The 23,266-nt window shown below is 64.4% G+C and carries 23 protein-coding genes, 2 tRNA genes and 2 pseudogenes; 11 read left to right on the forward strand and 16 right to left on the reverse strand.

The features are described 5' to 3' along the window. The first annotated feature begins 8 nt into the window (after positions 1 to 8). From AC5RUP_RS16505 to AC5RUP_RS16515, 3 genes are all read left to right on the forward strand, one after another. Positions 9 to 1,265, forward strand: coding sequence for an MFS transporter (locus AC5RUP_RS16505; RefSeq protein ID WP_494153399.1), 1,257 nt, complete (start codon positions 9 to 11; stop codon positions 1,263 to 1,265). 57 nt (positions 1,266 to 1,322) lie between these two features. Next, positions 1,323 to 2,396, forward strand: a complete 1,074-nt coding sequence (locus AC5RUP_RS16510; RefSeq protein ID WP_494153400.1) for a DNA polymerase IV — start codon at positions 1,323 to 1,325, stop codon at positions 2,394 to 2,396. Between the two features lie 91 nt (positions 2,397 to 2,487). Further along, complete coding sequence (locus AC5RUP_RS16515; RefSeq protein ID WP_494069130.1) at positions 2,488 to 2,856, forward strand: cupin domain-containing protein; 369 nt, start codon at positions 2,488 to 2,490, stop codon at positions 2,854 to 2,856. 94 nt (positions 2,857 to 2,950) lie between these two features. On the opposite strand, the gene AC5RUP_RS16520 is transcribed toward AC5RUP_RS16515, so the two are convergent. Beyond that, complete coding sequence (locus tag AC5RUP_RS16520; RefSeq protein ID WP_494149054.1) at positions 2,951 to 3,568, reverse strand: hypothetical protein; 618 nt, start codon at positions 3,566 to 3,568, stop codon at positions 2,951 to 2,953. A 397-nt stretch (positions 3,569 to 3,965) separates the two neighbouring features. Here AC5RUP_RS16520 and AC5RUP_RS16525 point away from each other — a divergent pair. Both AC5RUP_RS16525 and AC5RUP_RS16530 read left to right on the forward strand, forming a co-directional pair. After that, positions 3,966 to 4,166: pseudogene (locus tag AC5RUP_RS16525) on the forward strand (ArsR/SmtB family transcription factor); the annotation flags it as partial. Next, a pseudogene (locus AC5RUP_RS16530) lies at positions 4,163 to 4,327 on the forward strand (cobalt transporter); the annotation flags it as partial. The pseudogenes AC5RUP_RS16525 and AC5RUP_RS16530, both read left to right, overlap by 4 nt. A 67-nt stretch (positions 4,328 to 4,394) precedes the next feature. Here AC5RUP_RS16530 and AC5RUP_RS16535 read toward each other — a convergent pair. After that, positions 4,395 to 4,742, reverse strand: a complete 348-nt coding sequence (locus AC5RUP_RS16535) for an ArsR/SmtB family transcription factor (protein ID WP_494069133.1) — start codon at positions 4,740 to 4,742, stop codon at positions 4,395 to 4,397. Positions 4,743 to 4,832: 90 nt separating this feature from the next. Continuing rightward, complete coding sequence (locus AC5RUP_RS16540; RefSeq protein ID WP_494131601.1) at positions 4,833 to 5,573, reverse strand: aquaporin; 741 nt, start codon at positions 5,571 to 5,573, stop codon at positions 4,833 to 4,835. A gap of 46 nt (positions 5,574 to 5,619) precedes the next feature. Here AC5RUP_RS16540 and AC5RUP_RS16545 point away from each other — a divergent pair, with 46 nt between their 5' ends. From AC5RUP_RS16545 to AC5RUP_RS16560, 4 genes are all read left to right on the forward strand, one after another. After that, the gene (locus AC5RUP_RS16545; RefSeq protein WP_494131602.1) at positions 5,620 to 6,294 is read left to right on the forward strand and encodes an arsenate reductase/protein-tyrosine-phosphatase family protein; all 675 of its coding nucleotides are present in this window, start codon (positions 5,620 to 5,622) and stop codon (positions 6,292 to 6,294) included. Between the two features lie 153 nt (positions 6,295 to 6,447). Then, on the forward strand, positions 6,448 to 6,870 hold the full coding sequence (locus AC5RUP_RS16550) for an arsenate reductase ArsC (RefSeq protein ID WP_494153401.1): 423 nt from the start codon (positions 6,448 to 6,450) through the stop codon (positions 6,868 to 6,870). A 10-nt stretch (positions 6,871 to 6,880) separates the two neighbouring features. Further along, positions 6,881 to 7,894, forward strand: coding sequence for a thioredoxin-disulfide reductase (gene trxB / locus AC5RUP_RS16555; protein WP_494153402.1), 1,014 nt, complete (start codon positions 6,881 to 6,883; stop codon positions 7,892 to 7,894). Then, on the forward strand, positions 7,887 to 9,296 hold the full coding sequence (locus AC5RUP_RS16560; protein ID WP_494153403.1) for an NAD(P)-binding protein: 1,410 nt from the start codon (positions 7,887 to 7,889) through the stop codon (positions 9,294 to 9,296). The genes trxB and AC5RUP_RS16560 overlap by 8 nt, the downstream gene beginning before the upstream one ends. A gap of 181 nt (positions 9,297 to 9,477) precedes the next feature. Here the strand turns inward: AC5RUP_RS16560 and AC5RUP_RS16565 are convergent, their stop codons facing one another. Beyond that, positions 9,478 to 10,098 carry a hypothetical protein gene (locus AC5RUP_RS16565; RefSeq protein ID WP_494069139.1) on the reverse strand — a complete coding sequence of 207 codons (621 nt, stop codon included), beginning with the start codon at positions 10,096 to 10,098 and terminating at the stop codon, positions 9,478 to 9,480. 559 nt (positions 10,099 to 10,657) lie between these two features. On the opposite strand from AC5RUP_RS16565, the gene AC5RUP_RS16570 reads away from it, so the two are divergent. Further along, positions 10,658 to 11,173, forward strand: a complete 516-nt coding sequence (locus AC5RUP_RS16570) for a hypothetical protein (protein ID WP_494131606.1) — start codon at positions 10,658 to 10,660, stop codon at positions 11,171 to 11,173. A gap of 78 nt (positions 11,174 to 11,251) precedes the next feature. Here AC5RUP_RS16570 and AC5RUP_RS16575 read toward each other — a convergent pair whose 3' ends face one another. The 5 genes from AC5RUP_RS16575 to nrdH form a co-directional block, all read right to left on the reverse strand. Beyond that, positions 11,252 to 11,533, reverse strand: coding sequence for a hypothetical protein (locus AC5RUP_RS16575; protein ID WP_494131607.1), 282 nt, complete (start codon positions 11,531 to 11,533; stop codon positions 11,252 to 11,254). A 506-nt stretch (positions 11,534 to 12,039) separates the two neighbouring features. Further along, positions 12,040 to 13,017: a class 1b ribonucleoside-diphosphate reductase subunit beta gene (gene nrdF, locus AC5RUP_RS16580; protein WP_493999860.1), complete on the reverse strand. Its 978-nt coding sequence runs from the start codon at positions 13,015 to 13,017 to the stop codon at positions 12,040 to 12,042. A gap of 167 nt (positions 13,018 to 13,184) precedes the next feature. Then, positions 13,185 to 15,305 carry a class 1b ribonucleoside-diphosphate reductase subunit alpha gene (nrdE, locus tag AC5RUP_RS16585; RefSeq protein WP_493977561.1) on the reverse strand — a complete coding sequence of 707 codons (2,121 nt, stop codon included), beginning with the start codon at positions 15,303 to 15,305 and terminating at the stop codon, positions 13,185 to 13,187. A gap of 17 nt (positions 15,306 to 15,322) precedes the next feature. Further along, positions 15,323 to 15,790 (reverse strand): class Ib ribonucleoside-diphosphate reductase assembly flavoprotein NrdI, encoded by a 468-nt coding sequence (nrdI, locus tag AC5RUP_RS16590; protein ID WP_493977560.1) that lies wholly within the window; start codon positions 15,788 to 15,790, stop codon positions 15,323 to 15,325. 46 nt (positions 15,791 to 15,836) lie between these two features. Further along, positions 15,837 to 16,079 carry a glutaredoxin-like protein NrdH gene (gene nrdH / locus AC5RUP_RS16595; RefSeq protein WP_127513743.1) on the reverse strand — a complete coding sequence of 81 codons (243 nt, stop codon included), beginning with the start codon at positions 16,077 to 16,079 and terminating at the stop codon, positions 15,837 to 15,839. Positions 16,080 to 16,714: 635 nt separating this feature from the next. Between nrdH and AC5RUP_RS16600 the strand changes: the two genes are divergently transcribed. Further along, entirely contained in the window at positions 16,715 to 17,638 is a 924-nt protein-coding gene (locus tag AC5RUP_RS16600; protein ID WP_494131609.1) for a LysR family transcriptional regulator, read from the forward strand. 93 nt (positions 17,639 to 17,731) lie between these two features. On the opposite strand, the gene AC5RUP_RS16605 is transcribed toward AC5RUP_RS16600, so the two are convergent. From AC5RUP_RS16605 to AC5RUP_RS16635, 7 genes are all read right to left on the reverse strand, one after another. Further along, the gene (locus tag AC5RUP_RS16605; protein WP_494131610.1) at positions 17,732 to 18,640 is read right to left on the reverse strand and encodes a glycine betaine ABC transporter substrate-binding protein; all 909 of its coding nucleotides are present in this window, start codon (positions 18,638 to 18,640) and stop codon (positions 17,732 to 17,734) included. Positions 18,641 to 18,695: 55 nt separating this feature from the next. Beyond that, positions 18,696 to 19,586, reverse strand: coding sequence for an ABC transporter permease (locus AC5RUP_RS16610; protein ID WP_494131611.1), 891 nt, complete (start codon positions 19,584 to 19,586; stop codon positions 18,696 to 18,698). Beyond that, positions 19,583 to 20,872 carry a quaternary amine ABC transporter ATP-binding protein gene (locus AC5RUP_RS16615; protein ID WP_494131612.1) on the reverse strand — a complete coding sequence of 430 codons (1,290 nt, stop codon included), beginning with the start codon at positions 20,870 to 20,872 and terminating at the stop codon, positions 19,583 to 19,585. Before AC5RUP_RS16615 ends, AC5RUP_RS16610 begins: the two co-directional genes overlap by 4 nt. A 604-nt stretch (positions 20,873 to 21,476) precedes the next feature. Continuing rightward, positions 21,477 to 21,549: transfer RNA gene (locus AC5RUP_RS16620), tRNA-Ala, on the reverse strand. A 71-nt stretch (positions 21,550 to 21,620) separates the two neighbouring features. Beyond that, positions 21,621 to 21,693 (reverse strand) — tRNA-Ala (locus AC5RUP_RS16625). Positions 21,694 to 21,838: 145 nt separating this feature from the next. Next, positions 21,839 to 22,225: a ribosome silencing factor gene (gene rsfS, locus AC5RUP_RS16630; protein ID WP_493977459.1), complete on the reverse strand. Its 387-nt coding sequence runs from the start codon at positions 22,223 to 22,225 to the stop codon at positions 21,839 to 21,841. A gap of 40 nt (positions 22,226 to 22,265) precedes the next feature. After that, positions 22,266 to 23,266, reverse strand: a 1,001-nt coding sequence (locus tag AC5RUP_RS16635; protein WP_494158772.1) for a hypothetical protein, incomplete at its 5' end; no start/stop codon positions are given.

Consider the following 23,266-nt stretch of genomic DNA (forward strand, 5'->3'; position numbering starts at 1 on the left):
AACTATTCATGAAGGCGATTTTGGATGAGGCGGCAGGCCGGATGAGTCTTTCAAGCCGCAGGGTGACTACCGGCCACGCGCCCGGTCGAGGCACCGGTGTGCGCGGGGCGCTCGCCCGCTATGTCGTGGCGGCCACCCTGGCCCGCAGCGCGGACGGGGGCGCGGTGGTTGCCATCATTCTGCTGGTGGCGACGAGCGGGTCGCCGGGATGGCTGGCCGGCCTTCTGGGCGCCTGCATTACCGCTCCCCACCTCTTTGGCCCCTTCGTCGCCCGGCGCCTTGATACTGCCCGCGACGGCCGTTCCGTGATTGCCCTGGCCTGCATGGCCCACGGGGCAACGCTCGCGGCCGCTGTACTGCTGTATCCGGTGACCTGGCCCGTCATCACGGGAGCACTGCTGGTCGCTTCCGGACTGGTTGGTCCCCTGCTGACCGGGGGCATCAGCAGCCGGCTGCCGGCCATAGCCGGACCGGGAAGATCCAGCCAGCGCCGCGCCCAAGGCTGGGACGTGGCCACCTATGGCATTGGCGGCACGATAGGGCCCTCCCTTGTCGCCGCCGTTTCGGCGTGGTCAAGTCCGGCGGTGGCGGCGCTGATCCTGGCCGCTGCCACGTTCGTCGCCGCGGCGGTGATCAGGCTCCTGCCATATTCCCCGCCTGCTGCCGCGGCCTCGGAGGTGCCTCAGCCGGGACGGACGCTGGCGATGATGTTCTCGTCGGGTCCTTTGCGGCGAACCCTCTACATGACGGTTGTTGTCGCCCTGTCGGTTGCCGTGCTGCCCGTCACGGCCGTGGCCTCCACCGGCGACTTCGCCGTGGCACCTGCTGCAGCAGGCGTCCTGGCTGCGGCCTACGGCCTGGGCGGCCTGACCGGTTCGGCAGGGGTGATGGTCCGGCCGATGCAGGCCGACGCCGACCGACTGATGACATGGCTCGCAGCCGGGGTCGGCTTAGCCCTCGCCGGGGCGGCATTCGCCGGCAGCTTCCCTGTCGCGGTGGCCGCCTACTCCTTGGCCGGGATCGCGAACTCGTACTTCTTCGCCGCAACCCTGGCCGCCCGCAGCGAATATGCGCCGCCGGAGGCACGCGGCCAGGTGTTCGTGTGGGTCGGAGCCCTGAAGATCACTGCGGGTTCGGCAGGAACTGCTGCGGCCGGCGCCGTCGTTTCGCAGGCCACCCAGCTGCCGCTGTTCCTTGCAGTGTCCATCGTTGCGGCCGCCGTGGGCGCCTCGATCCTGGACCGCCGTGCCACCGCGAAGTCGTGATCCAAGGTCCGGCGGCGACCCGATGCTTGCCGGGGATGTTTAGGGCACACTGGTGGCGTGAGCGGAAACCCGTGGGTGCTGCACGTCGATCTCGACCAGTTCATCGCTGCGGTCGAAGTGCTCCGGCGGCCCGAGCTTGCGGGCAAGCCGATCATTGTGGGCGGTCGGGGCGACCCCACGGAACGGGCTGTGGTGTCGACCGCATCCTACGAAGCCCGGGCCTTCGGCGTGGGTTCGGGAATGCCCTTGCGCACGGCGGCACGGAAAGTGCCCGACGCCGTCATCCTCCCCGTCGATCACGAGGCGTACCTCGCGGCGTCTGAAACGGTGATGGATACACTGCGAGCGCAGCCAGGCGCCACCGTGCAGGTGCTGGGCTGGGATGAAGCCTTTGTCGGCGTCGAAACAGGGAATCCGGAAGCCTACGCCCGGCAGGTGCAGGCCGCCGTACTGGAGCGAACGCGGCTGCATTGCAGCGTGGGCATCGGCGACACTTTGGTCCGCGCCAAGGTCGCCACCGGTTTCGGCAAGCCGGCCGGCGTCTTTCGTCTCACCGCCGGGAACTGGCTTGACGTCATGGGCGGCCGGCCCACCAAGGACCTGTGGGGCGTCGGCACCAAGGTGTCGGGACGGCTGGCCAAACTCGGCATCAACACCGTTGCCGAGCTCGCCGCGTCCGACCCCCAAGACCTGGTTCCGGAGTTCGGCCCCAGGATGGGGCCCTGGTACGCCGAACTCGGACGCGGGGACGGCGCCAGCGTTGTGGACGACACCCCGTGGGTTGCCCGCGGGCATAGCCGGGAGACCACCTTCCAGCGGGACCTGACCGAGCCCGCCCAGGTCGACGACGCCGTCAGGGAGCTGACAGCGCGTGTCCTTGAGGACGTCGTGGCCGAGGGACGGCCCGTCGTCGGGCTGACACTGAAGGTTCGATATGCTCCGTTCTTCACCAAGACCCACGCGAGGAAGATTCCCGAGACATTCGACCGGGACGACATCCTCGCGCGGGCCTTGGACCTCGCAGCAGGAATCGAAGAAGGCCGTCCCATCCGGCTCTTAGGCCTGCGGGCCGAAATGGCAATGCCCGACGACGCCCGAAAGGGACATACGCCGACGCGCGGCGGCTGGTGACGGTCCACGTCAGGCCTGCACGCGTTGACCCTGTTCCCGGCGTGCTGCCACACTTGTGTGTGCAGGGCAGTTTGGTTCAAAGGAGACCCTCATGTCACCCATGATCCGCAAGAGTCTGAACGAGCCCGAAGAAACCCGGCCTTTTGAGGACGGTAAGGGGAAGCTGGATCTAATCAATCTCGAGTCAGGCGCCGTCGGGCGGGCGGTTTTCGAACCCGGTTGGCAGTGGTCCAAGCACGTCAAACCCATCGCCGGGACGGACAGCTGTCAGGTGGCCCACACTGGCTATGTGTTGTCCGGACGAATCAAGATCGTCATGGACGACGGCGAGGAAAACGAGTTCGCCGTCGGCGACCTGATGTCGGTTCCTCCAGGTCACGATGCATGGGTCGTAGGCGATGAGCCATGCGTGGTGCTTGACTGGCACGGATACAGTGACTACGCCAAGCGACAGGACTAAGGCGTCATCTCGCGTCGCCGCAATTGGCTCGGCTGACGGCACCTTTTCCTGAACCTCGGCTCCTCCTCCCAGGAGCCCGGGGAGAGAGGACGCGTTATTCCTGGGCCGCCTCATCGAGCATTTCGCACAGATCGTGCACGTGCCGGGTGGTGTTCAGCAGAATATCCACTGAGGTTGGCTCTTCTGCTGGGTCCTCGGACAGGTGTGCCTGAATGCTCAGCCACCCCCGGTCATAGTAGAAAAACTCCGGGAAGCCTTCTTCCGCCAGCGCCGCGGCGTCGACGTCGCTTAGGGGGTAAATGTACGAGGGGCCCTTGAGTGAGTCCGTGACGGTCAGTTTATCGGCCGAGAAATGTTGAACCATCGGTCCTGAGACGTCGAGTTCATCGATAAATGCTTCGTCTGAGGCTCGCGTCAGGTCAACGGTGGACTCGCCCCGGAACTTCACCACCGTTGACCCGTTCTCCTTTACCCGGGCCTTGTAGTGGACATCCCGAACGTCTCCGGATTCTATGGTGACGGTTGTGCCGCATACCTCGACCTCGACCGGAGCGTAGTAATCGTCGGGGACTGGTAGGTACTTCCCACCGGTGTCCTCGGGCGGCCAAGGGGTGGGGGCTTCCTCCTCAGGCGTCGCGACGGCCGGCGCGGTCCCTGCGACGAGGGCAAGAGCAATGAAAATGGGCAGGCGCAGTGTTTTCTTCGTGATCATGATGGGGCTCCTGGGCGGGCAGGAGGCTTCTCGCTCATCCTGCAGGGATATGCGTTGGATGCCGTAGTGGCGACAGGTCCGTTGAGGGAACCACGGTCCCTGCGTTCCTCCCCCAGCCAGGCGCACAGTGCGGTCAACCTACGCCTGCGGTTCTGCGATTGTCAACGAGTTCTGACGCAGTCCCACTACCCTCTCTAATCAAGGGTGCATAAAACCGTTCGAAAAGAAGTGCACCGTTTCTCCCAGTCGCGAATGGGATATCGGGAGACAGGCGAAAACGTCACATCCACAGGTGGGTATTAGGGGCGGAAGCGATGTCAAAGCGCGGATTAAGGTTATTTCCCGCACCGGATTCTTCCAGTGATTGCCAACACGAGCAGAGGTAGCCCTTGTGATAGTGGCCAATCACCTGACGTGCCTTCGTGATTGCGGCATCGTCATGGCCGAACCTGAAGGCCGGCAAACCCGGTACGAGATCGCCGACCCCCACCTGGCGAACGCCCTACAGGCCCTCGTGGAAGTGACACTGATGGTGGACGAAAACAAACCCTGCGCCGACCCGGCATGCCCGCTGCCCGGATGCGAGGGGTCCCGATGACAGCACCAACAGCGCTTTCTGCCGAGCGGCGTTTTGTGCTGCACCGCCGCGTGCGACTCATTGTCGCTTCCACCATCACGTACAACGTGATCGAGGCCATTGTCGCGATCTGGGCCGGCTCCATGGCTTCGTCTGCGGCGCTCATCGGCTTCGGCCTGGAGCGTGAAGGGCATCTGCGGGATGAGCGCGGAGGCAGTTCGCTACGACGAGCAGTCGTTCCTGTGGCGCTCACAGCTCGGTCAGGATGCCCGCGACTTTGTCCAGGGCGCCGGGGGCCAGGGAGTAGTATGCCCAGGTGCCCCGCTTTTCGCGGTGCAGCAGGCCGGCATCCACCAGGATTTTTAAATGGTGCGAGACGGTGGGCTGGCCGAGGTCCAGGGGTTCGGTGAGGTCGCAAACGCACGATTCGCCGGAGGCTTCGGCCTTAACGATGGAGAGCAGGCGCAGTCGGTTCGGGTCGGACAGGGCCTTGAAAATGACGGCCTTTTCCTTCGCCGCTTCGGCGCCCAAAACCGTCCCCGCCGGGGTGCAGCAGGTTTCTTTCGCGGCCGGTTCGAGGATGGGCAGCGCAGTCATGAACACCATTATGCCGGAACATTGACCGCTATCAATCTTTTGGGGCCGACAGCCCGAATTCTGGCGGAAGCGGAATTCTTGCTCTTGCGGTCAGGATCCGCCCCTGTGCGAAGGGTGCGGGACAACAACGTCGTCGGCCATGCGCGATGCCGCCGGGAAGAGGAGCATGAGGAGGCCGACGCCCACTGCCGCACCGATCACCTGCGCCAGCACGAAACCTGGGACGGAGCCCGGGGCGATGCCGGCAAACGTGTCGCTGAAGATGCGGCCGACCGTTACGGCGGGATTGGCGAAAGACGTCGAGGACGTGAACCAGTACGCCGCGCCAATGTACGCACCCACAGCGGGAGCAGCGAGGATACCCCTTCGAGTGGCAGCCAGGGAGAAGATCAGCAGAATGAGCCCAGCCGTCGCAACCACCTCGCCCAGCAGGGTTCCCGCAGTTGCCCGGTCCTTGGTCGAGACGCTCGTAGCCACCTCAAACATGGCGTTGGCGAGTACGCTGCCGCCGATCCCGCCGACCATCTGCGCCACCAGATATGTAGCCAATTCCGCAAAGGTCAAGCCGGTGCGGCTGCGCCTACCCAGAAGCCAGTCCGCGACCGAAACCACGGGATTGAAGTGGGCACCGCTGACCGGTCCAAACATGAGGATCAGAACCGTCAGTCCCAGCACCGTGGCGGTACTGTTCTGCAGCAGCTGCAGTCCCACATCGTTCGGGGACAATTGCTGAGCGGCAATGCCCGAGCCCACGACGATGCAAACAAGCAGGGCCGTCCCGAGCAGCTCGGCGACAGCGCGGCGCCACAAGGGTGGCTGGTGTGAAGTCATGAGATCCAGCTTGACCGAATAAATTAACTCAGTCAAAATTGAATCAATGATTATTGAGCGAAGCGGGGACTTTCAGGCGCGAGTTGCAAAGCACGCCGCCCTGGCAGACCCTGCCCGACTGCGGATCGTCGACCTGCTGACGCTCGGCGACTACTCACCGACGGAGCTGCAGGCCGAGCTCGGCATCCCCTCCAACCTGCTGTCCCACCACCTGCGCACCCTGGAAGCTGCCGGTCTCGCGACCCGCAGCCGCTCGGAGGCGGATAAGCGGCGCAGCTACATCAGGCTCACCTCCGGAGCGATGGAGGGGCTGTCACCCGGGCGTGAACACGGCGTGCGCCGCGTCCTCTTCGTCTGCACGCGCAACAGCGCACGGTCTCAGCTGGCGACTGCCCTATGGCGGCGCGTAAGTAAAATCCCTGCGACGTCGGCGGGCACGCACCCGGCAGACCGCGTCGCCCAAGGGGCCATCGACATCGCGCAACGTCACGGCGTCAACCTCGGGAACGCGACTCCGCGCCTGCTGGCTGAGGTTGCAACCAGCGACGACTTCATCGTCACCGTGTGCGACAACGCGCACGAGGAACTCCCGCGCCTGGAAGGAATTCACTGGTCCGTTCCGGACCCCCTCCGATCGAACACCAGCGACGCTTTCGAACACGCCTTCCTCGACATCTCCGACCGCATCGGCGACCTCGCGCCACGCTTGCGCGCCGCCTGAGCGGCCGGGCAGAACAAACACAGCGCATATTGACAATCATCAATATAGTGCCGGATACTCCATACATCGACAGGCATCAATACGGAGTCGGTGCAGCGATGGAGCGGGCCGTATGCCCAACCAAATCCACCATTCGAACCACAGGAGAAACCCGTGAGCACCGATACCACCAAAAAGCCTTCCGTCCTCTTCGTCTGCGTCCACAATGCAGGGCGTTCGCAGATGGCGGCGGCCTTCCTGACCACCTTGTCCGAAGGCGCCATCGAAGTCCGCTCTGCCGGCTCCCAGCCCGCAGACAAGGTCAACCCGGCCGCTGTGGAGGCCATGGCCGAACTCGGCATCGACATGTCCGCCGAGATCCCGAAGGTCCTCACCACCGAGGCAGTCAAGGAGTCCGACGTCGTGATCACCATGGGCTGCGGCGACGAGTGCCCCTACTTTCCCGGCAAGCGCTACGAGGACTGGGCCCTGGAAGACCCGGCCGGGCAGGGCGTAGACGCTGTCCGCCCCATCCGCGACGAGATCAAAACCCGCATCGAGGGACTGATCCAATCCCTGATCCCGGCAGCCAACTAGACCAACCCGAATGAGAGCACCAGGAGAGACTTTCGTGAACACCGACGTCCAAACCGAACAGCTGATCATCATCGGGTCCGGCCCCGCCGGCTACACAGCCGCGATCTACGCCGCCCGCGCGGGACTGAACCCCTTGGTCGTGGCAGGGTCTGTCACTGCCGGTGGAGCGCTGATGAACACCACGGAGGTAGAAAACTTTCCCGGCTTCCCGGGCGGCATTCAGGGACCCGAGCTCATGGAAGGGCTGCAGAAACAGGCTGAGAAGTTCGGCGCGCGCATAGTCTTCGACGACGTCACTGAGGTTGTTCTGAAGGGCCACCTCAAGCGGGTGACTACCGGAGCCGGTCAGACCCATGAGTCGCCTGCGGTCATCCTGGCCACCGGATCCGCCTACAAGGAACTAGGCCTGCCGGAAGAGAAAAAATTCTCCGGACACGGCCTGTCCTGGTGCGCCACGTGCGATGGTTTCTTCTTCCGTGAACAGGACATCATCGTGGTCGGCGGCGGCGACTCGGCCATGGAAGAAGCCCTGTTCCTGACCCGCTTCGGCAAGTCCGTTACCGTCGTCGTACGCCGCGACGCCCTCCGGGCATCGAAGATCATGGCGCAGCGGGCGAAGGACAACGAAAAGATCCGCTTCGAATACAACAGTTCCGTCACCGCGATCCACGGCAACGGCAAGGTCACCGGCGTGACCCTGACAGACACCGTTACCGGAGCGACCCGAGAAGTGGGTGCGACCGGGATCTTCGTGGCCATCGGGCATCTGCCCCGCACCGACCTGGTCAAGGGGCAAATCGACCTCGACGACGAGGGCTACATCAAGGTTGACGCCCCTACCACCTGCACTAACCTCCCGGGCGTCTTCGCCTGCGGTGACGCCGTGGACCACCGGTACCGGCAGGCGATCACCGCCGCCGGCACCGGCTGCTCGGCCGCCCTGGACGCCGAGCGCTACCTGGCGGCACTGGAAGATTCCGACAGTATTGCCACCGCACTCGTCGAGGAGGGCACCCATGCCTGAGAACACCGCCGCCAAGACCGAGACCCTGCAGCTTCCCGTCGCCGTCGTCGGTGCCGGTCCGGTCGGGCTGGCAGCAGCCGCCCACCTGCTCCAACGAGGGCTAATGCCGGTCATCTTCGAAGCAGGTGACACGCCTGCCGCGGCAGTCGACGCGTGGGGACACATCCGGCTCTTCTCACCGTGGCGGTACAACATCGACGCCGCCGCACGCCGACTGCTCACCCGAACGGATTGGCAGGAACCGGACCCGGAGGCGCTGCCTACCGGCGCAGAACTCATCAGGGACTACCTCAACCCACTGGCGTCGGTCCCCGCGATCGCCGGCGCCCTGCGGACCTCCTGCCGGGTCATCGCCATTAGTCGTGAAGGCATGGACAAGACCCACTCCCGCGGCCGGGAGACCACCCCGTTCCTGGTCCGGGTCGAAGACGCCGAAGGCACGACCACCGATCATCGTGTCCGCGGCGTCATCGATGCATCCGGCACCTGGAACACCCCGAACCCGCTGGGGCAGGCCGGCCTTCAAGCCGAAGGGGAGGATGAAGCCCGCGCGGCGGGCTTCATCGCCGACCCGCTGCCCGATGTCACCGGACGCGACCGGGCACGCTTTGCCGGCAAACACGTCCTGGTCGTCGGTGCGGGGCACTCGGCCGCCAACACCCTGCTGTCGCTGGGCGAGCTGACGGCGCAGGAACCCGGAACCCGGATCAGCTGGGCCATCCGCCGCAACTCAGCCGCCACGTTGTACGGGGGCGGCGACCTCGACGGCCTGCCGGCCCGCGGAGCACTCGGCTCGCGGCTGCGCGCCCTGGTCGAGGACGGAGCCATCGAGCTGCACACCTCGTTCACGATCACCGGCTTCAAGAGCGCCAACACGCTCGCCGTCCTCGGAACCACCCCTGACGGACCGGCACAGCTGGACGTGGACCTGCTGGTGCCGGCCACCGGATTCCGCCCGGACCTGGAGATGCTGCGCGAAGTCCGGCTGGACCTGGACCCTGCGGTGGAAGCACCGCGGGAGCTCGGCCCGCTCATCGATCCCGAATTCCACAGCTGCGGCACCGTCGAACCCCACGGCGCCAGACTCCTGTCCCACCCGGAGAAAGACTTCTACATCACGGGGATGAAATCCTACGGCCGCGCGCCGACGTTCCTGATGGCCACCGGCTACGAACAGGTCCGCTCCATCGCGGCTGCCCTCGCATGCGATCAGGAGGCAGCAGACAACGTCGAACTCGTCCTGCCGGAAACCGGCGTCTGCTCCACCGACCTCGGCGGCAGCTGTTACACAACGGCAGCGGCCACCGGGCCCGACGAAGCCTGCTGCGCTGCTTCCGAGCCGGCGTTCCTTGGCATTCCCACCGGGCTGGCACATGGGCGCTCCGCACGGCAGGAGAACTAAAAGAGCTGAGAAGCCCCAACCCGTCAGTTCGAAGAGGCCGCTTTTCGCTTGCAGTCCCTGCTAGGGAATGGCGGTCGGGCAGGGTGTCCTTTCCTCCGTCGGCAGCAAGGAGGTGAGCTGCAAAACCTGAACCTGGGCTAGCCTCCTATCCTTCAAATACTTGGAGCGGGTGGTGGGCTGGTTATTCCCAGGCCGCCTCATCCAGCATTGCGCACACGTCGTGCACGTGCCGGGTGGTGTTCAGCACGATATCGGAAGCGATTGGCTCCATCACCTCGGGGTCCTCAGAGAATTGACTGTAGAACCCCAGCCACCCCCGTGTGTAGTAAGCGAACTCCGGCAGCCCTTCGTCGGCCATCTTTTCGGCTTCTTCGGGGTTCGCTGCTGCCACGATCGAGTTGGCGCTGAGGAGTTCCACCGTGGTGAGTTCATCGGCTGAAATGTATTGATAAAGCGTTCCGGAAATGTCGAGTTCGTCAATGAAGGCGCCGTCCGTGGCGCGGGTCAGGTCAACGGTGGCATCGCCTTTGAACTTCAGCGAAGTTGCCCCGTTCTGCTTCACCCGGGACTTGTAATGAACTTCCCGGACATCTCCGGATTCCATGGTGACGGTGGTGCCGCAGGCCTTGATCTCAATCGGGTCGTAATATTCTTCCGGAACTGGCAGGTAATGGCCGCCGGTGTCCGGGGGAGGCCAGGGGGCGGGGGCTTCCTCCTCGGGCGTCGCAGCGGCGGGAGCGGCCCCCACAGCGAGGAAGATTGTAAAGAAAATGGGCAATCGCAGTGCTTTTTTGCGGTTCATGATGGGGTCTCCTGGGCAGCAGGAGGGCTGGTCGCTCATCCTGCACGAATGTCCGTTGGATGCCGTAGTGGCGACAGGTCCGTTGAGAGAACCACGGTCCCTGCGTTCCTCCCCCAGCAAGGCGCACAGTGCGCCCACCCTACGTCTGCGGTTTTCCGACTGTCAAAGGTTTTTAGCCAGTCCCTCTACCCTCTTGAATTCAGGGTGTATTGTTACGGGTTTTAGATGAAATGCACCGTTTCTCCCAGCTGAGAATGGGATATCAGGAGGCAGGCGAGAACGTCACACCCAAAGGAAGTGATTAGGGGCGGAAGCAACGTCGATGGTCAGATTAAGGTTATTTCCGGCACCAGAACCAGTGACCGCCAAGTCGCCAATCGTTGACGGACCGGACGCGACTCGCCGCTGCCCCCGTCTTGATCAACTCTGCCAAGAGAGCCAGAGTGAACCAGCTGATAACTATCAAGAACATTGTCTGGTATGAACGGGGCCTTGCGCCTAAGTTGGGACCATCGGTTCAAAACTGACGTGCCGCCTCTGCGGTCGAGAGCAGGTGGTTGTGAGCGGGCGCGAAGACTTCGAAGCATTGCTGGAATTGTTGTCAGCGGTGCGCAATGCGGTCCTGCGGTACCCCATGTCGGGCGTCGTGGACAGGACCGACCACGAAGGAAACATTGTTAGCACGAGAGTCCGCATCAGCGATGGCGATCACAGCTGGAGCGTCGAAGGCGATGGCGGCAGCGTCACGTGCAATCCCTCCGACGGCTGCGTCATAAGGACCGGCAACAGAATTGAAACGCTCGGATTCCAACGACCGGACTGGCTTCCTGATGAAATCCAGCTCTTCTATCCCCTCAGCATGCGCATCTGGGGCGGGCACCAAGACAACCAGCGCATCACGGGCATGGAACGGCAAGAAGATGGCATCCATCTCTCGATGGTTTACATCGATGATGCGGACTACACGGCGGAAGCAACGTTCAATCCGCAGCATAGTGTGATCACAGATTTCCGCACTGCGACCGACCGACTCTCGCTCCGTGACCTGCAAACCGACATACGAGTCGAAGGCTGACCAAAACCGAGACGGGACGCCGTGGGTCCGGAGGGTTGCATGATGGGTGGTGGGCGGACTCAAGCACAACGCAGCGGGTTAGCCAGGCCGCACGTCAGTGACCCTGTCCCCGGGAGGGCGTGCCGTGTCGACCGATGTCCCTGCCGAGATCTGCCGCTTGATCTGCTCGAGCTCATCTTTGAGCAGGTCAACGGTGACACGATACTGTTCGAACTGCGCCGTCGGGCGCCTGGCCACGGAGTAACTGATGCCGGCGGCGAGGATGCCCAGCGGGAACGCCACCAGCAGGGCCCAGCCGGACGCGGCAAGGAACTCCAGTGCTACGGGAAGTGCCTGCCTGAAGGCCAGAAACTCGTTCACGCCACCGACGACTCCATTAAGAGCAGTGTCCAGCGGACCCAGAAACTGCCCCACGACAGGCGTCCCGGAAAACGACGGAGCGCTCAGCGGCGGTTCTCCCCCGGCGGACCAGCGTGGATCACCGAAATGGTTCAAGACGTAGATCCCGGCACCCGCGTTGAGTGCCGCGAAGAGGAGGACGGAACCAAGCGCAGTCCAATGAAGCCTGCGCGGACGCCAGGCGCCGGCCACTAGCGCAAAGACGGCCGCCGCACACCAAGAGAAGACGCGGAGTTCGTCGCGGCTCAACCCGCCCAAGAGATCCAAGGAATTTTCCGCCCCTCACAGTTGGAACCTGGTTGTTCCGGTCACAGCGAGCCTGTCCCAGTTACTTCCGGCCATTCCCCAGGCAGTGCCCGCTAAAGGAACGACCTACCTGAGCGTTGCTCAGATAGGTCGTTCATTTTACCCGGAGGCGGCCATCTTGCTGGGACAGCCGGGATCCCCCAAGAAAGAAAGAGAGAGAGCTAGAAGTCCCAGTCCTCGTCTTCGGTGTTGACGGCCTTGCCGATCACGTAGGAGGAGCCGGAGCCGGAGAAGAAGTCGTGGTTCTCGTCCGCGTTGGGGCTCAGGGCGGAGAGGATGGCCGGGTTCACGTCGGTGACGGTGGACGGGAACATGGCCTCGTAGCCCAGGTTCATCAGCGCCTTGTTGGCGTTGTAGTTCAGGAACTTCTTGACGTCCTCGGACAGGCCGACGGCGTCGTAGAGGTCGTGGGTGTACTGCACCTCGTTCTCGTACAGCTCATAGAGCAGCTCGAAGGTGTAGTCCTTCAGCTCCTGCTTGCGCGCCTCGGACTCCCCCTCGACGCCCTTCTGGAACTTGTAGCCGATGTAGTAACCGTGCACCGCCTCGTCACGGATGATGAGCCGGATCAGGTCCGCGGTGTTGGTCAGCTTGGCCCGTGAGGACCAGTACATCGGCAGGTAGAAGCCGGAGTAGAACAGGAAGGACTCCAGCAGCGTGGAGGCGACCTTGCGCTTGAGCGGGTCGTCGCCGTAGTAGTAGCCCTCGATGATCCGGGCCTTCTTCTGCAGGTTTTCGTTCTCGGTGGACCACCGGAATGCCTCGTCGATCTCCTTGGTGGAGCACAGGGTGGAGAAGATCGACGAATAGCTCTTGGCGTGCACCGACTCCATGAACGCGATGTTCGTGTAGACGGCTTCCTCATGCGGAGTCAGCGCATCCGGGATCAGGCTGACGGCGCCGACGGTTCCCTGGAGCGTGTCCAGCAGGGTCAGGCCGGTGAAGACGCGCATGGTGAGCAGCTTTTCGTCTTCGGTCAACGTGCCCCAGGACTGCACATCATTGGACAGCGGGACCTTTTCGGGCAGCCAGAAGTTGTTGCAGAGCCGGTTCCAGACCTCAACGTCCTTCTCGTCCTCGATCCGGTTCCAGTTGATTGCTTCCACGTGGTGCAGAAGCTTGACCTTCTCGGCTGACATCGCGTCCCCTTCTTCCCAAAGTCTGTCTTGTTCCATAGTGCCCGAATGCCGGCCGGGGTGCGGCCGGCTGGGGCCAGCGGGTGGTGGCCGGATGTCCGGCGTCCCGTCGGTGCCCGTACGACGGCGGGCGGGCACCCGCCGTCGTACTTTTCAGTTGGTGCGGGCTGCTACAGCATGCAGCTGACGCAGCCCTCTACCTCGGTCCCCTCCAGCGCGAGCTGGCGGAGGCGGATGTAGTAGATGGTCTTGATGCCCTTGCGCCAGGCGTAGATCTGCGCTTTGTTGATGTCGCGGGTGGTGGCGGTGTCCTTGAAGAACAGCGTCAGCGACAGGCCTTGGTCCACGTGCTGGGTGGCCGCGGCGTAGGTGTCGATGATCTTCTCGTAGCCGATTTCGTACGCGTCCTGGTAGTACTCCAGGTTGTCGTTGGTCAGGTACGGAGCCGGGTAGTACACGCGGCCCAGCTTGCCTTCCTTGCGGATCTCGATCTTGGAGGCCACCGGGTGGATCGAGGACGTGGAGTTGTTGATGTAGGAGATCGAACCGGTGGGCGGGACGGCCTGCAGGTTCTGGTTGTAGATCCCGTGCTCCATGACGGAGGCCTTCAGCTCCCGCCAGTCGGCCTGGGTGGGGATCTCCACATGCGCGAAGAGTTCCTTGACCCGGTCGGTCTGCGGCACCCATTCCTGCTCGGTGTACTTGTCGAAGAACTCGCCCGAGGCGTACTTGGACTTCTCGAAGCCACCGAAGGTCTGGCGGTGTTCGATCGCAAGCTTGTTCGAGGCACGCAGCGCGTGGAACAGCACCGTGTAGAAGTAGATGTTGGTGAAGTCCAGGCCTTCCTCGGAACCGTAATGGACCCGCTCGCGGGCCAGGTAGCCGTGCAGGTTCATCTGGCCCAGGCCGATGGCGTGGGACTGCAGGTTGCCTTCGGCGATCGAGGGCACCGAGTTGATGTAGGACATGTCCGACACCGCGGTGAGCGCGCGGATCGCGGTCTCGATGGAGGTGCCGAAGTCCGGCGAGTCCATCGTCTTGGCGATGTTCATCGAGCCGAGGTTGCAGGAAATGTCCTTGCCGATCTCGGCGTAGGTGAGGTCCTCGTTGTACAGCGACGGCGAGGAAACCTGCAGGATCTCCGAGCAGAGGTTGGACATGATGATCTTGCCGTGGATCGGGTTCGCGCGGTTCACCGTGTCCTCGAACATGATGTACGGGTAACCCGATTCGAACTGGATCTCGGCCAGCGTCTGGAAGAACTCGCGGGCGCTGATCTTGGTCTTCTTGATCCGGCTGTCGTCGACCATCTCGTAGTACTTCTCCGAGACGGAGATGTCCGAGAACGGGACCCCGTAGACGCGCTCGACGTCGTACGGGGAGAACAGGTACATGTCCTCGTTCTTCTTGGCCAGGTCGAACGTGATGTCCGGGACGACAACGCCCAGCGAGAGTGTTTTGATCCGGATCTTCTCGTCGGCGTTCTCGCGCTTGGTGTCCAGGAAGCGGTAGATGTCCGGGTGGTGCGCATGCAGGTACACCGCGCCGGCACCCTGGCGGGCGCCGAGCTGGTTGGCGTAGGAGAAGCTGTCTTCGAGCAGCTTCATGACCGGGATGACGCCGGAGGACTGGTTCTCGATCTGCTTGATCGGCGCGCCGTGCTCGCGGATGTTGGTCAGCGACAACGCGACGCCGCCGCCGCGCTTGGACAGCTGCAGGGCGGAGTTGATGCCGCGGGCGATCGACTCCATGTTGTCTTCGATGCGCAGCAGGAAGCAGGAGACCAGCTCGCCGCGCTGCTTCTTGCCCGCGTTCAGGAACGTGGGCGTGGCCGGCTGGAAGCGACCGTCGATGATCTCGTCCACCAGCCGGTTCGCCAGTTCCTCGTCGCCCCTGGCCAAATGCAGGGCCACCATGCAGACACGGTCTTCGTAGCGCTCCAGGAAACGCTTGCCGTCGAACGTCTTGAGCGTGTAGGAGGTGTAGAACTTGAACGCGCCCAGGAAGGTCTCGAAGCGGAACTTCTTCTTGTAGGCCCGGTCGTAGAGCGACCGGACAAAGTTCATCGTGTACTGGTCGAGCGTCTCGCGCTCGTAGTAGTCGTTCTTGATCAGGTAGTCGAGTTTTTCTTCCAGGTCATGGAAGAACACCGTGTTGTTGTTAACGTGCTGCAGGAAGTACTGGCGCGCGGCTTCGCGGTCGGCCTCGAACTGGATCTTCCCATCCGGACCGTAAAGGTTCAGCATGGCATTGAGTTCGTGGTAGCCCAGTCCCTTAAAAGCCGCCGGCAATTCTGCCTTGGCGTCGGCTACGGCTGCGTGTGCAACTGTCGTTTCCAAAAGTGTTCCAATCCTTGCTTGACCCGGTCGACGTCCTCGGACGTGCCCATGAGTTCGAATCGATAGAGAAGCGGCACCTGGCACTTGGCGGCGATTTTCTCCGCCGCCAGGCAGTACGTTGTGCCGAAGTTCGTGTTGCCGGAGCCGATCACTCCGCGGAGCAGGCGCCGGTTCTCCTCGAGGTTGAGGAATTTGATGACCTGTGGCGGAATCGAGTTCCGGCCGGATTCGCCGCCGTACGTCGGCAGTACCAGGACGAACGGCCGGAGCGCGTGCAGCGTCTCCTGCTGGGTGCGCAGCGGGATCCGTGCCGCCGGCAGCCCCAGCTTCTGCATGAAGCGGTCGGTGTAGCCGGAGGCTGAGGAGAAATAGATCAGGTCCGTATCGGCGGTCCCGCCGGTTGCCGGACCCGCCTCACGCCTGGCGGCCTCACTCATCAGCAGCTCGGTCATGGCGTTTGGTTCTGGTTCCGAACGAATCCGCTCAGGCTACCGAGGCAGCGGCCTGGGCCAGCTCCTCGATCTTGTCCGGGCGGAACCCGGACCAGTGGTCCTGCTCGGTGACGACGACGGGCGCCTGCATGTAACCAAGGGAACGGACACGCTCCAGCGCTTCCGGATCCTGGGACAGGTCAACGCTCTGGTAGGCGATGCCCTTCTTGTCCAGAGCCCGGTACGTGGCATTGCACTGCACGCATGCTGGTTTGGTGTAAACCGTTACAGTCATGGTCCTTCTCCCCTAATTCTCGGTACGGCGTTCTGCTGATTTCTGGCTGTGCGGCTGTCCCTCAGAAGAACCCGCGATCGCTGCCCGCCAGCGGTTCCAATACTACATCTAGTGGACTCGGCCATTCGGAACCCCAAGATGATGTATTACAAGTATGTCATTCCGAGTCCGCCTTCGTCCACAGCCCATGGGGATATTTTCTGCGGTTAAACAGTTGATATTCCGGCGTTTCCAGACCGCCGTCCACAGCCTGTGGATGGGCTGCCCACAACTTCGGAAAGTCTCGTGTCGCTGTTTCCTCGGCGTGTCGCTCCTAGGGGCCTGGACCACTAGATGTTGTGGTCCTGGCTTCCGTCGTTTCTCCTATGGCGCTTCCTGGTGCCCCGGACTCTAGCGGCCGCCTCGGACAATCGGCCCGCCGCTTTCGCCGGCGCCACGCGCCGCGGTCCGATTTCATTCACGTCCGGGACTGCCTGGGCAGCACGTCCGGGCCCGAAACACTCCCCCTCGCGTGCTCGCGGCACCCTTAATACAACGCTGCGGAGGGCAGCGGCATTCCTCCCGGTACGGCCCGGCGGCCCCAGCAGAGCCCAAGGTAGGCTTAGCGCAAGAGTGAATGAGCCACAGGAGGGCTGATGGTCAACACGGTGCACCTGCGCACGCTGCTCGAAGTGACCCGGCGCGGGTCGTTCGCCGCGGCCGCGGCCAACCTGGGCTATACGGCTTCGGCCGTTTCCCAACAGATGTCCGCGCTGGAGCGCGAGACGGGCGCCAAGCTGTTCGAGCGGTCGGCGCGCAGCGTCCAGCCGACCGAGACGGCGATGGTGATGTCCCGGCACGCTGCCAAGGTCCTCACGGACATCGATGCGCTCCTGGCTGCCACCGCCCGCAGCCGGGACACCAGCACGCAGGAAGTCAGGCTGGGGATCTTTCCCAGCCTGGCCACCTACGTACTCCCCCGGTTGCTGCAGGCCCCCGGATGGCCGGGCCTGGGGATCAACCTCAAGGTTTCCGTCGCCGAGCCGGGCCAGACGATCCAGGGGTTGCGCGCCGGCGGCGGACTCGACGTCGCCCTGGTGTTCCAGGTGGGCCAGGGCGGGCTGGCGTGGCCCAACACGGTGAGCCGGCAATGGATCGGCGACGACAACTTCAGGGTGGTGCTGCCCGAATCGTGGGGCATCCGGCCCGGGGCTTCGGTGACGGCCTCCCAGTTGGCGGAGATGCCCTGGATCATGCACCATCCCGGCACGGCGGACGCCACCGTGATCGAGCGCCTCTTCGCCAGCTGCAACCTCCACCCGCGCGTGGTCGCCTACTGCGACGACTTCAACGCCAGCTTGGCCATGGCCGCCGCGGGCCTGGGCGCCGCGCTCGTGCCGGAACTGGCCATGCACGACGGGCCCAACGGCATCGTGGTGCTGGACGTGCCGGAAATCCGGCTGGCACGGAACATCTTTGCGCTGCTGATCAACGACCGGCAGAACGCGCAGCTGGGCCTGTTCATGGACCAGCTGTCGGTGATCCTGCGCGACATGAGCATCACGACCAGGCGCACCTGAGGGATTCGCCGGGGCAGGCGCCGCCGGTCCCCGCCGTGGGGCGGGATCCGGCGGCGCCTGCTGGCTGCTGCGGTCGGTTACTGTTGCGCTGACCTATCCGGCGGTGAGGCCGTCCACGTACTCCTGGTTTTCGCCGATCCACTGTTCCACGATCGGACCGTAGTCGTCGGTGTCGGCCTCATTGAACATGGCGTTCTCGAGCGAGTACAGCGTTTCCGAATCCATCTTGAAGTCCTTCAGCCAGCCCGCCAGGGTCGGGAAGTCTTTTTCGAACGTGGTGCTGGCGTAGGTGTAGAGGCCTTCGGCCCCGCCCAGGGTGCCCTCGGGGTCTTCCAGATCCTTGATCGGGAAGGCGTCGTAGGCCCAGTGCGGACGCCACAGGGTGACCGCCACGTTTTCGCCGGCGTCGGTAGCCGACTTCAGCTCGGAGAGCATCGCCGGGGTGGAGGAGGTCAGGTACTCCATGTCCTCCAGGCCGTAGGTCGGGATGACCTGCTCCTTGGTGGCCTCGGTCAGGCCCGCGCCGGGCTCGATGCCCACCAGGCGGTTGTCGAACAGGTCGGCGTTGGCCGCCAGTTCGTCGAGGGAATCGATCGGAGCGTCCTCGTTCACCGCGATGGTCAGCTTCGCTTCGTCGTTCCACTGGCCCAGTTCGGTGATCTTGTCGCCGTACTCTTTCAGGTAGCTGGCGTGCGTGACCGGCAGCCAGGTATCCAGCGTCACGTCGTAGTCGCCGCTGGACAGGCCGGAGAAGACCGGTGCCGGGTCGGCGTATTCGAGCGTGACGTTGTAGCCCTTCTCCTCGAGGATGGTCTTCCACAGTTCGGACGCGGCGATGCCCTCGTCCCAGCCGTTGAACACCGCGATGGTCACGTCCTGCTGGTCCCCGTTGTCGAGGCCGCCGGTTGCGCCGCCATCCTCCGACCCGCCGCCGCTGCCGCAGGCTGTCAGTCCGAGTGCCGCGACGGCGGCTACCGCCGCCAGCTTGCTGTAGTGCTTCATGTTGTTCCTTTCGTTATGCCCCAGGGCACGTTGATTGGTCTTGTCGACGGCGCCGTCACGCACTCTGCAGGGTCCGCTTCGCCAGCCGGCCGGCACGCCGGCGCTGGCCGGGCTGCGAGGCCTTGCCCACGCTGGCGGTCACGCGGTCCAGGAAGATCGCCAGGATGACCACGGCCAGTCCCGCCTCAAACCCGAGGCCGGCGTCGATCCGGTTCAGGCTGGCGACCACTTCGCCGCCCAGCCCGCCGGCACCGACCATGCCGGCGATGACCACCATGGACAGGGCCAGCATGATGACCTGGTTGATGCCGGCCATGATGGTGGGCATGGCCAGCGGCAGCTGGATCTTGCGCAGGATGCTGCCCGGGCTGGAGCCGAAGGCATAGCCGGCCTCCACCACTTCCTTGTCCACCCCGCGGATACCCAGCTCGGTGAAACGCACGCCCGGTGCCATGGAGAAGATGATGGTGGCGATGATGCCGGGAACCACGCCCACCCGGAACATCACCAGGGCCGGAATCAGGTAGACCATGGCCGGCATGGTCTGCATGAAGTCGAGGATCGGTCGGATGACGGCGGAGGCGGTGGCGGAGCTGGCGGCGAGGATGCCGGTCGGGACGCTGATGACAACCGCCACGACGGTGGCCACGATGACCAGCGCGAACGACTCCATGGCGTTCTCCCACTGGTTCACGCCGACGATCAGCAGGAAACCGACCAGGGTGCCCAGCGCAAGCTTCCAGCCTTTGGCTGCATAGGCGATGGCGGCAAGAACGATGATGATCACCCAGCTGGGAGGGGTGATCAGCAGCCATTCCAGGCTGTCGTAGGCGCCCAGGAACAGGGTGCGGACGAAGGCAAAGACCGCCGCAAAGGTCGCCAGCAGCCAATCGAGGCCAACGTCCACCCAGTCGCCCAGCGGGATCCGGAACTCGAGGTCCGTCATCGGGCTCCTCCTTGCTCAGAGGTCTTATTGAGGGTCCGGGTGACTTCCTGTTCGGGGATGGGCGCGGGCGCGCTTTCCACGATCGGAATGCCGGTGGTGGCGGACGGCACGTTGCCTAGGGCGGCCAGCAGGGTCACGCGCGGGATCGCTCCGACCAGCCGGCCCTCGTCGTCGACCACCGGCAGCGGCACGGGGCTTTCCACCGCCAGGCCGAACAGCTCCGACAGCGGGGTCTCGGCGCGGACTGGCCCGTTGCCGTTCTGCACGGCGGCCGTCAGGTCCTGCGCCCGCGATTCCACCAGGTTCATCACATCGCGGTCGCGTACCGTGCCGAAGAAGGTCCTGCGCCGGTCCACCACAAAGGCTGCGGAGGTCTGCAAGTCCCGCATGGTGCGCAGGGCGTTGCGCGGACCGCCGGAGAGATTGACGACGGCGCGGGCCGGCTCCATCACGGATCCTGCGGTCAGCACCCGGGTTCGGTCCACGTCCTGTACGAACTGGGCCACGTAGTCGTTGGCCGGGTGGGTCAGGATGTCGTCGGGGGTGCCGATCTGCACGATCCGACCATCACGCATCACCGCGATCCGGTCGCCGAGGAACATTGCCTCGTTCAGGTCGTGCGTGATGAACACGATGGTCTTGCCCAGTTCGGCCTGCAGTCCGACCAGCTGTTCCTGCATCTCACGCCGGATCAGCGGGTCCAAAGCCGAGAACGCCTCATCCATCAGCAGGATGTCGGTTTCGGCACACAGCGCGCGGGCCAGGCCGACACGCTGCTGCATGCCGCCGGACAGCTCGGACGGGAACTTGTCCCCCCAGCCGTCCAGGCCCACCAGCTTCAGGACCTTCTCGGCGCGGGACAGTCGTTCGGCCTTGCCGACGCCCTGGACTTCCAGGGCGTAGGCCGCGTTGTCCGCCACGGTGCGGTGCGGCATCAGCGCAAAATGCTGGAAGACCATGGAGATTTTCTGTTGCCGGACCTTCCGCAGTTCCCTGTCGGAGATTTTGGAGATGTCCGTTCCGCCGACGACGACGTTCCCCGCGGTCTGCGGCTGCAGCCCGTTGAGGGTACGGATCAGTGTCGACTTGCCGGAACCGGACAGCCCCATGACCACGAAGATCTCGCCGGCCCGGACATCAAACGACGCGTCAATTACGGCGGCCGTGCCCAGGGAGGACACTTCCTCGCGCGTCTTTCCGGCTTTGAGGCGCTTGACGGCCTCGGCGGGACGCTTGCCGAAGACCTTGTAGACATTCTGTACGCTCAGCGCAACTTGTTCGTTCACTCACGGCCCGTCTACGCTGCGGCGCCGCCTGGATCGCGCGGCTTTGCAGCGATTGGTGTGCTTGGTCCTGCGGACAACGGCAAGCGTCGAACCCTAAGGCTCCGGCTGCCGCGATCACGGCGCAGAGGAAGACGGTCTCGCCAAGGCGATGGCGGGACGCTACCCCCAACCGTCAGTTCGACATCCAGCTCATTGCGACGGCTCGGTGCCGCCTTGTCCCCAGGCTTATCGTTGACTGGTTGTTTCTGTCCCAACCGTAGCAATCGGCCGTTCGCCCACAGCTGAATCACGGCTCAAACGGGCCGCGGAAATGCTGGCTATCAGTGCTTTGCCATTGAATTAGCGCGGATTTCGAGGAGTTATGGCATCGTGACCACCCGCAGACGTAAAGTACCGTGCTCCGCACAGGGACGCGTGATGCGCAACAGGCGTTCGGTCGGGCGACTCTCGTCGGTGCTCGGTACGAGGGGCATGGAGGCACCGGTCGCCGCGGCCGGCGGCCGCCTCGGAAGGGCCGTTGGCGGACACGAGAAGTTGGCCGCTCGGCTGAGATGAAAACGGTCCGGCGCAAACAGTTTGTTTGCGCCGGACCTTTTCTGATGGGTGGAGCTGAGGGGACTCGAACCCCTGACCCCCTGCATGCCATGCAGGTGCGCTACCAGCTGCGCCACAGCCCCTGGAATGGAATGATTCGCCGAACCGGCGTTATATTCCGCTGCGTGAATATCACCGATGGTGGTTCACGGAGTGGAGCTGAGGGGACTCGAACCCCTGACCCCCTGCATGCCATGCAGGTGCGCTACCAGCTGCGCCACAGCCCCGTTATCCTTGCGGATTCCGTGCCGCTTCCTTCGAAGCAACTTGAATATTCTATGCAGAGACCCGCACGGATTCCAAATCAGCGGGTGGTTCCGGGCAGCCGGCAGCCGGAGGATTGGTTCCGGCCGCCCGGGCCCGTCGGCCCGGCTACTCCGTGTCCGTCGACGCGGGCTTCGCGTCCAGTTGCAAGTCGATGAAGGGGCAATCCTTCCACAGCCGCTCCAGGGCGTAGAAGACGCGGTCTTCCTGATGCTGGACGTGGATGACCACGCCCGCGTAGTCGAGCAGCACCCAGCGCCCCTCGGACCGGCCTTCGCGGCGGACCGGGCGCAGGTCCTGCTTGTGCAGTTCCTCTTCGATGCCGTCGACGATGGCGTTGACCTGCCGCTCGGTGGGTGCCGAGGCGATGAGGAACACGTCGGTGATGGCCAGCCGTTCGCTGACGTCGATGGCGACGATGTCTTCGGCGATTTTGTCGCTGGCTGCCTTCGCGGCAGTGCGCGCAATGGCGATTGAGCTCTCGGGTGCGGTCATGTGTCTCCTTGGAATGTGAACCAGCGAATGAGCGGCGGCTTTAGCCGCCAAAGATACCGAGCATCATGGCAATCCCCGCCGCGAAGGCGGCGGCGCCAACCACCAGCGCACCACCGACCGCAAGCCTCACCCGACGGAGCCGGTCGAGCCCTGCCGTCCGGGCATCGAGGGGATCCAGCCCGTAGGCACTGCTGGCCTTGAGCGGATGGATGGTGGCACCGCGCCCTTCGGCCAGTGCTTCGGCCTGGGCCAGGATCTTCGATCGCGGCGGCGCCGATGCGGCCGTGTCCAACGGTGCCGGAGCCGGTTTCCGGTCCTGCCCTGCAGGTTTCCCTGATCCCGCCGGCACAGCTTGCGTCGCCGCCGGTGGTTGCGGCTTGACCGTTTCCGGTGCCGGCTTCCGGCGAGCGGGAGCCTGCTGCCGGCCGGGCGGCGCCTGCGCCGGAGTAGGCTTCGCCGGAGTGGGCGGCGCTTGGGCCGGAGCCGGCGTCGTCACCACCGGAACGTAGGACGTCGACGACGGCCGGAGCTCGTGCCGGTCGGTCCCCGGGACGGCCACGAATTCCATCGGTGCGGAGGCAATGTCCGCCGCCGGCCGCTCCATGGCCGTGTGCCGGCGCTGTTCGTTCTCGTCGCTGAGCCGCTTCTTGTCCGCGGCCCTGCGGTTCAGGACGGCGGCACGCTCGGCGAGGGCCTTTTGCTGGGCCAGCAGTTCCAGGTCCACGTCATGCGGGTCCTGCTCCTGCCGGGACTCCATCATGGCCACCATGTTCTTGGCTTGGCCCATCAGCAGATCGCGAGCGGCCAGCGCCTGCTCAACGGTCATCTCGCCGGCGTCGACGGCCTCGCGCCCGGCCTCCGAGAGGGGCTTGTCCGGCGCGGCGGCCGGAGGCTGGACCGGATGGCGGCCGGTGTCCCCGCTGCGCCGGGCCCGTCGTCCGCCCTCGATCGGCGGCCGCTGCGGCTCGTACGGGACATCCGCCGGCGCGCCCGATGTCCGGGCGGGCGCGTCCGCCGGGGCCGCCGGGGCACCCGACGTCC

It is taken from the genome of Arthrobacter sp. Y3223151, assembly GCF_059091125.1.

Coding starts and splice junctions, on each gene's coding strand:
- AC5RUP_RS16505 (WP_494153399.1), top strand. CDS start 9: ATGAAGGCGATTTTGGATGAGGCGGCAGGCCGGATGAGTCTTTCAAGC.
- AC5RUP_RS16515 (WP_494069130.1), top strand. CDS start 2,488: ATGTCACCCATGATCCGCAAGAGTCTGAACGAGCCCGAAGAAACCCGG.
- AC5RUP_RS16520 (WP_494149054.1), bottom strand. CDS start 3,568: ATGATCACGAAGAAAACACTGCGCCTGCCCATTTTCATTGCTCTTGCC.
- AC5RUP_RS16535 (WP_494069133.1), bottom strand. CDS start 4,742: ATGACTGCGCTGCCCATCCTCGAACCGGCCGCGAAAGAAACCTGCTGC.
- AC5RUP_RS16540 (WP_494131601.1), bottom strand. CDS start 5,573: ATGACTTCACACCAGCCACCCTTGTGGCGCCGCGCTGTCGCCGAGCTG.
- AC5RUP_RS16545 (WP_494131602.1), top strand. CDS start 5,620: ATGATTATTGAGCGAAGCGGGGACTTTCAGGCGCGAGTTGCAAAGCAC.
- trxB (WP_494153402.1), top strand. CDS start 6,881: ATGAGAGCACCAGGAGAGACTTTCGTGAACACCGACGTCCAAACCGAA.
- AC5RUP_RS16560 (WP_494153403.1), top strand. CDS start 7,887: ATGCCTGAGAACACCGCCGCCAAGACCGAGACCCTGCAGCTTCCCGTC.
- AC5RUP_RS16565 (WP_494069139.1), bottom strand. CDS start 10,098: ATGAACCGCAAAAAAGCACTGCGATTGCCCATTTTCTTTACAATCTTC.
- nrdF (WP_493999860.1), bottom strand. CDS start 13,017: ATGTCAGCCGAGAAGGTCAAGCTTCTGCACCACGTGGAAGCAATCAAC.
- nrdI (WP_493977560.1), bottom strand. CDS start 15,790: ATGAGTGAGGCCGCCAGGCGTGAGGCGGGTCCGGCAACCGGCGGGACC.
- nrdH (WP_127513743.1), bottom strand. CDS start 16,079: ATGACTGTAACGGTTTACACCAAACCAGCATGCGTGCAGTGCAATGCC.
- AC5RUP_RS16600 (WP_494131609.1), top strand. CDS start 16,715: ATGGTCAACACGGTGCACCTGCGCACGCTGCTCGAAGTGACCCGGCGC.
- AC5RUP_RS16605 (WP_494131610.1), bottom strand. CDS start 18,640: ATGAAGCACTACAGCAAGCTGGCGGCGGTAGCCGCCGTCGCGGCACTC.
- AC5RUP_RS16610 (WP_494131611.1), bottom strand. CDS start 19,586: ATGACGGACCTCGAGTTCCGGATCCCGCTGGGCGACTGGGTGGACGTT.
- rsfS (WP_493977459.1), bottom strand. CDS start 22,225: ATGACCGCACCCGAGAGCTCAATCGCCATTGCGCGCACTGCCGCGAAG.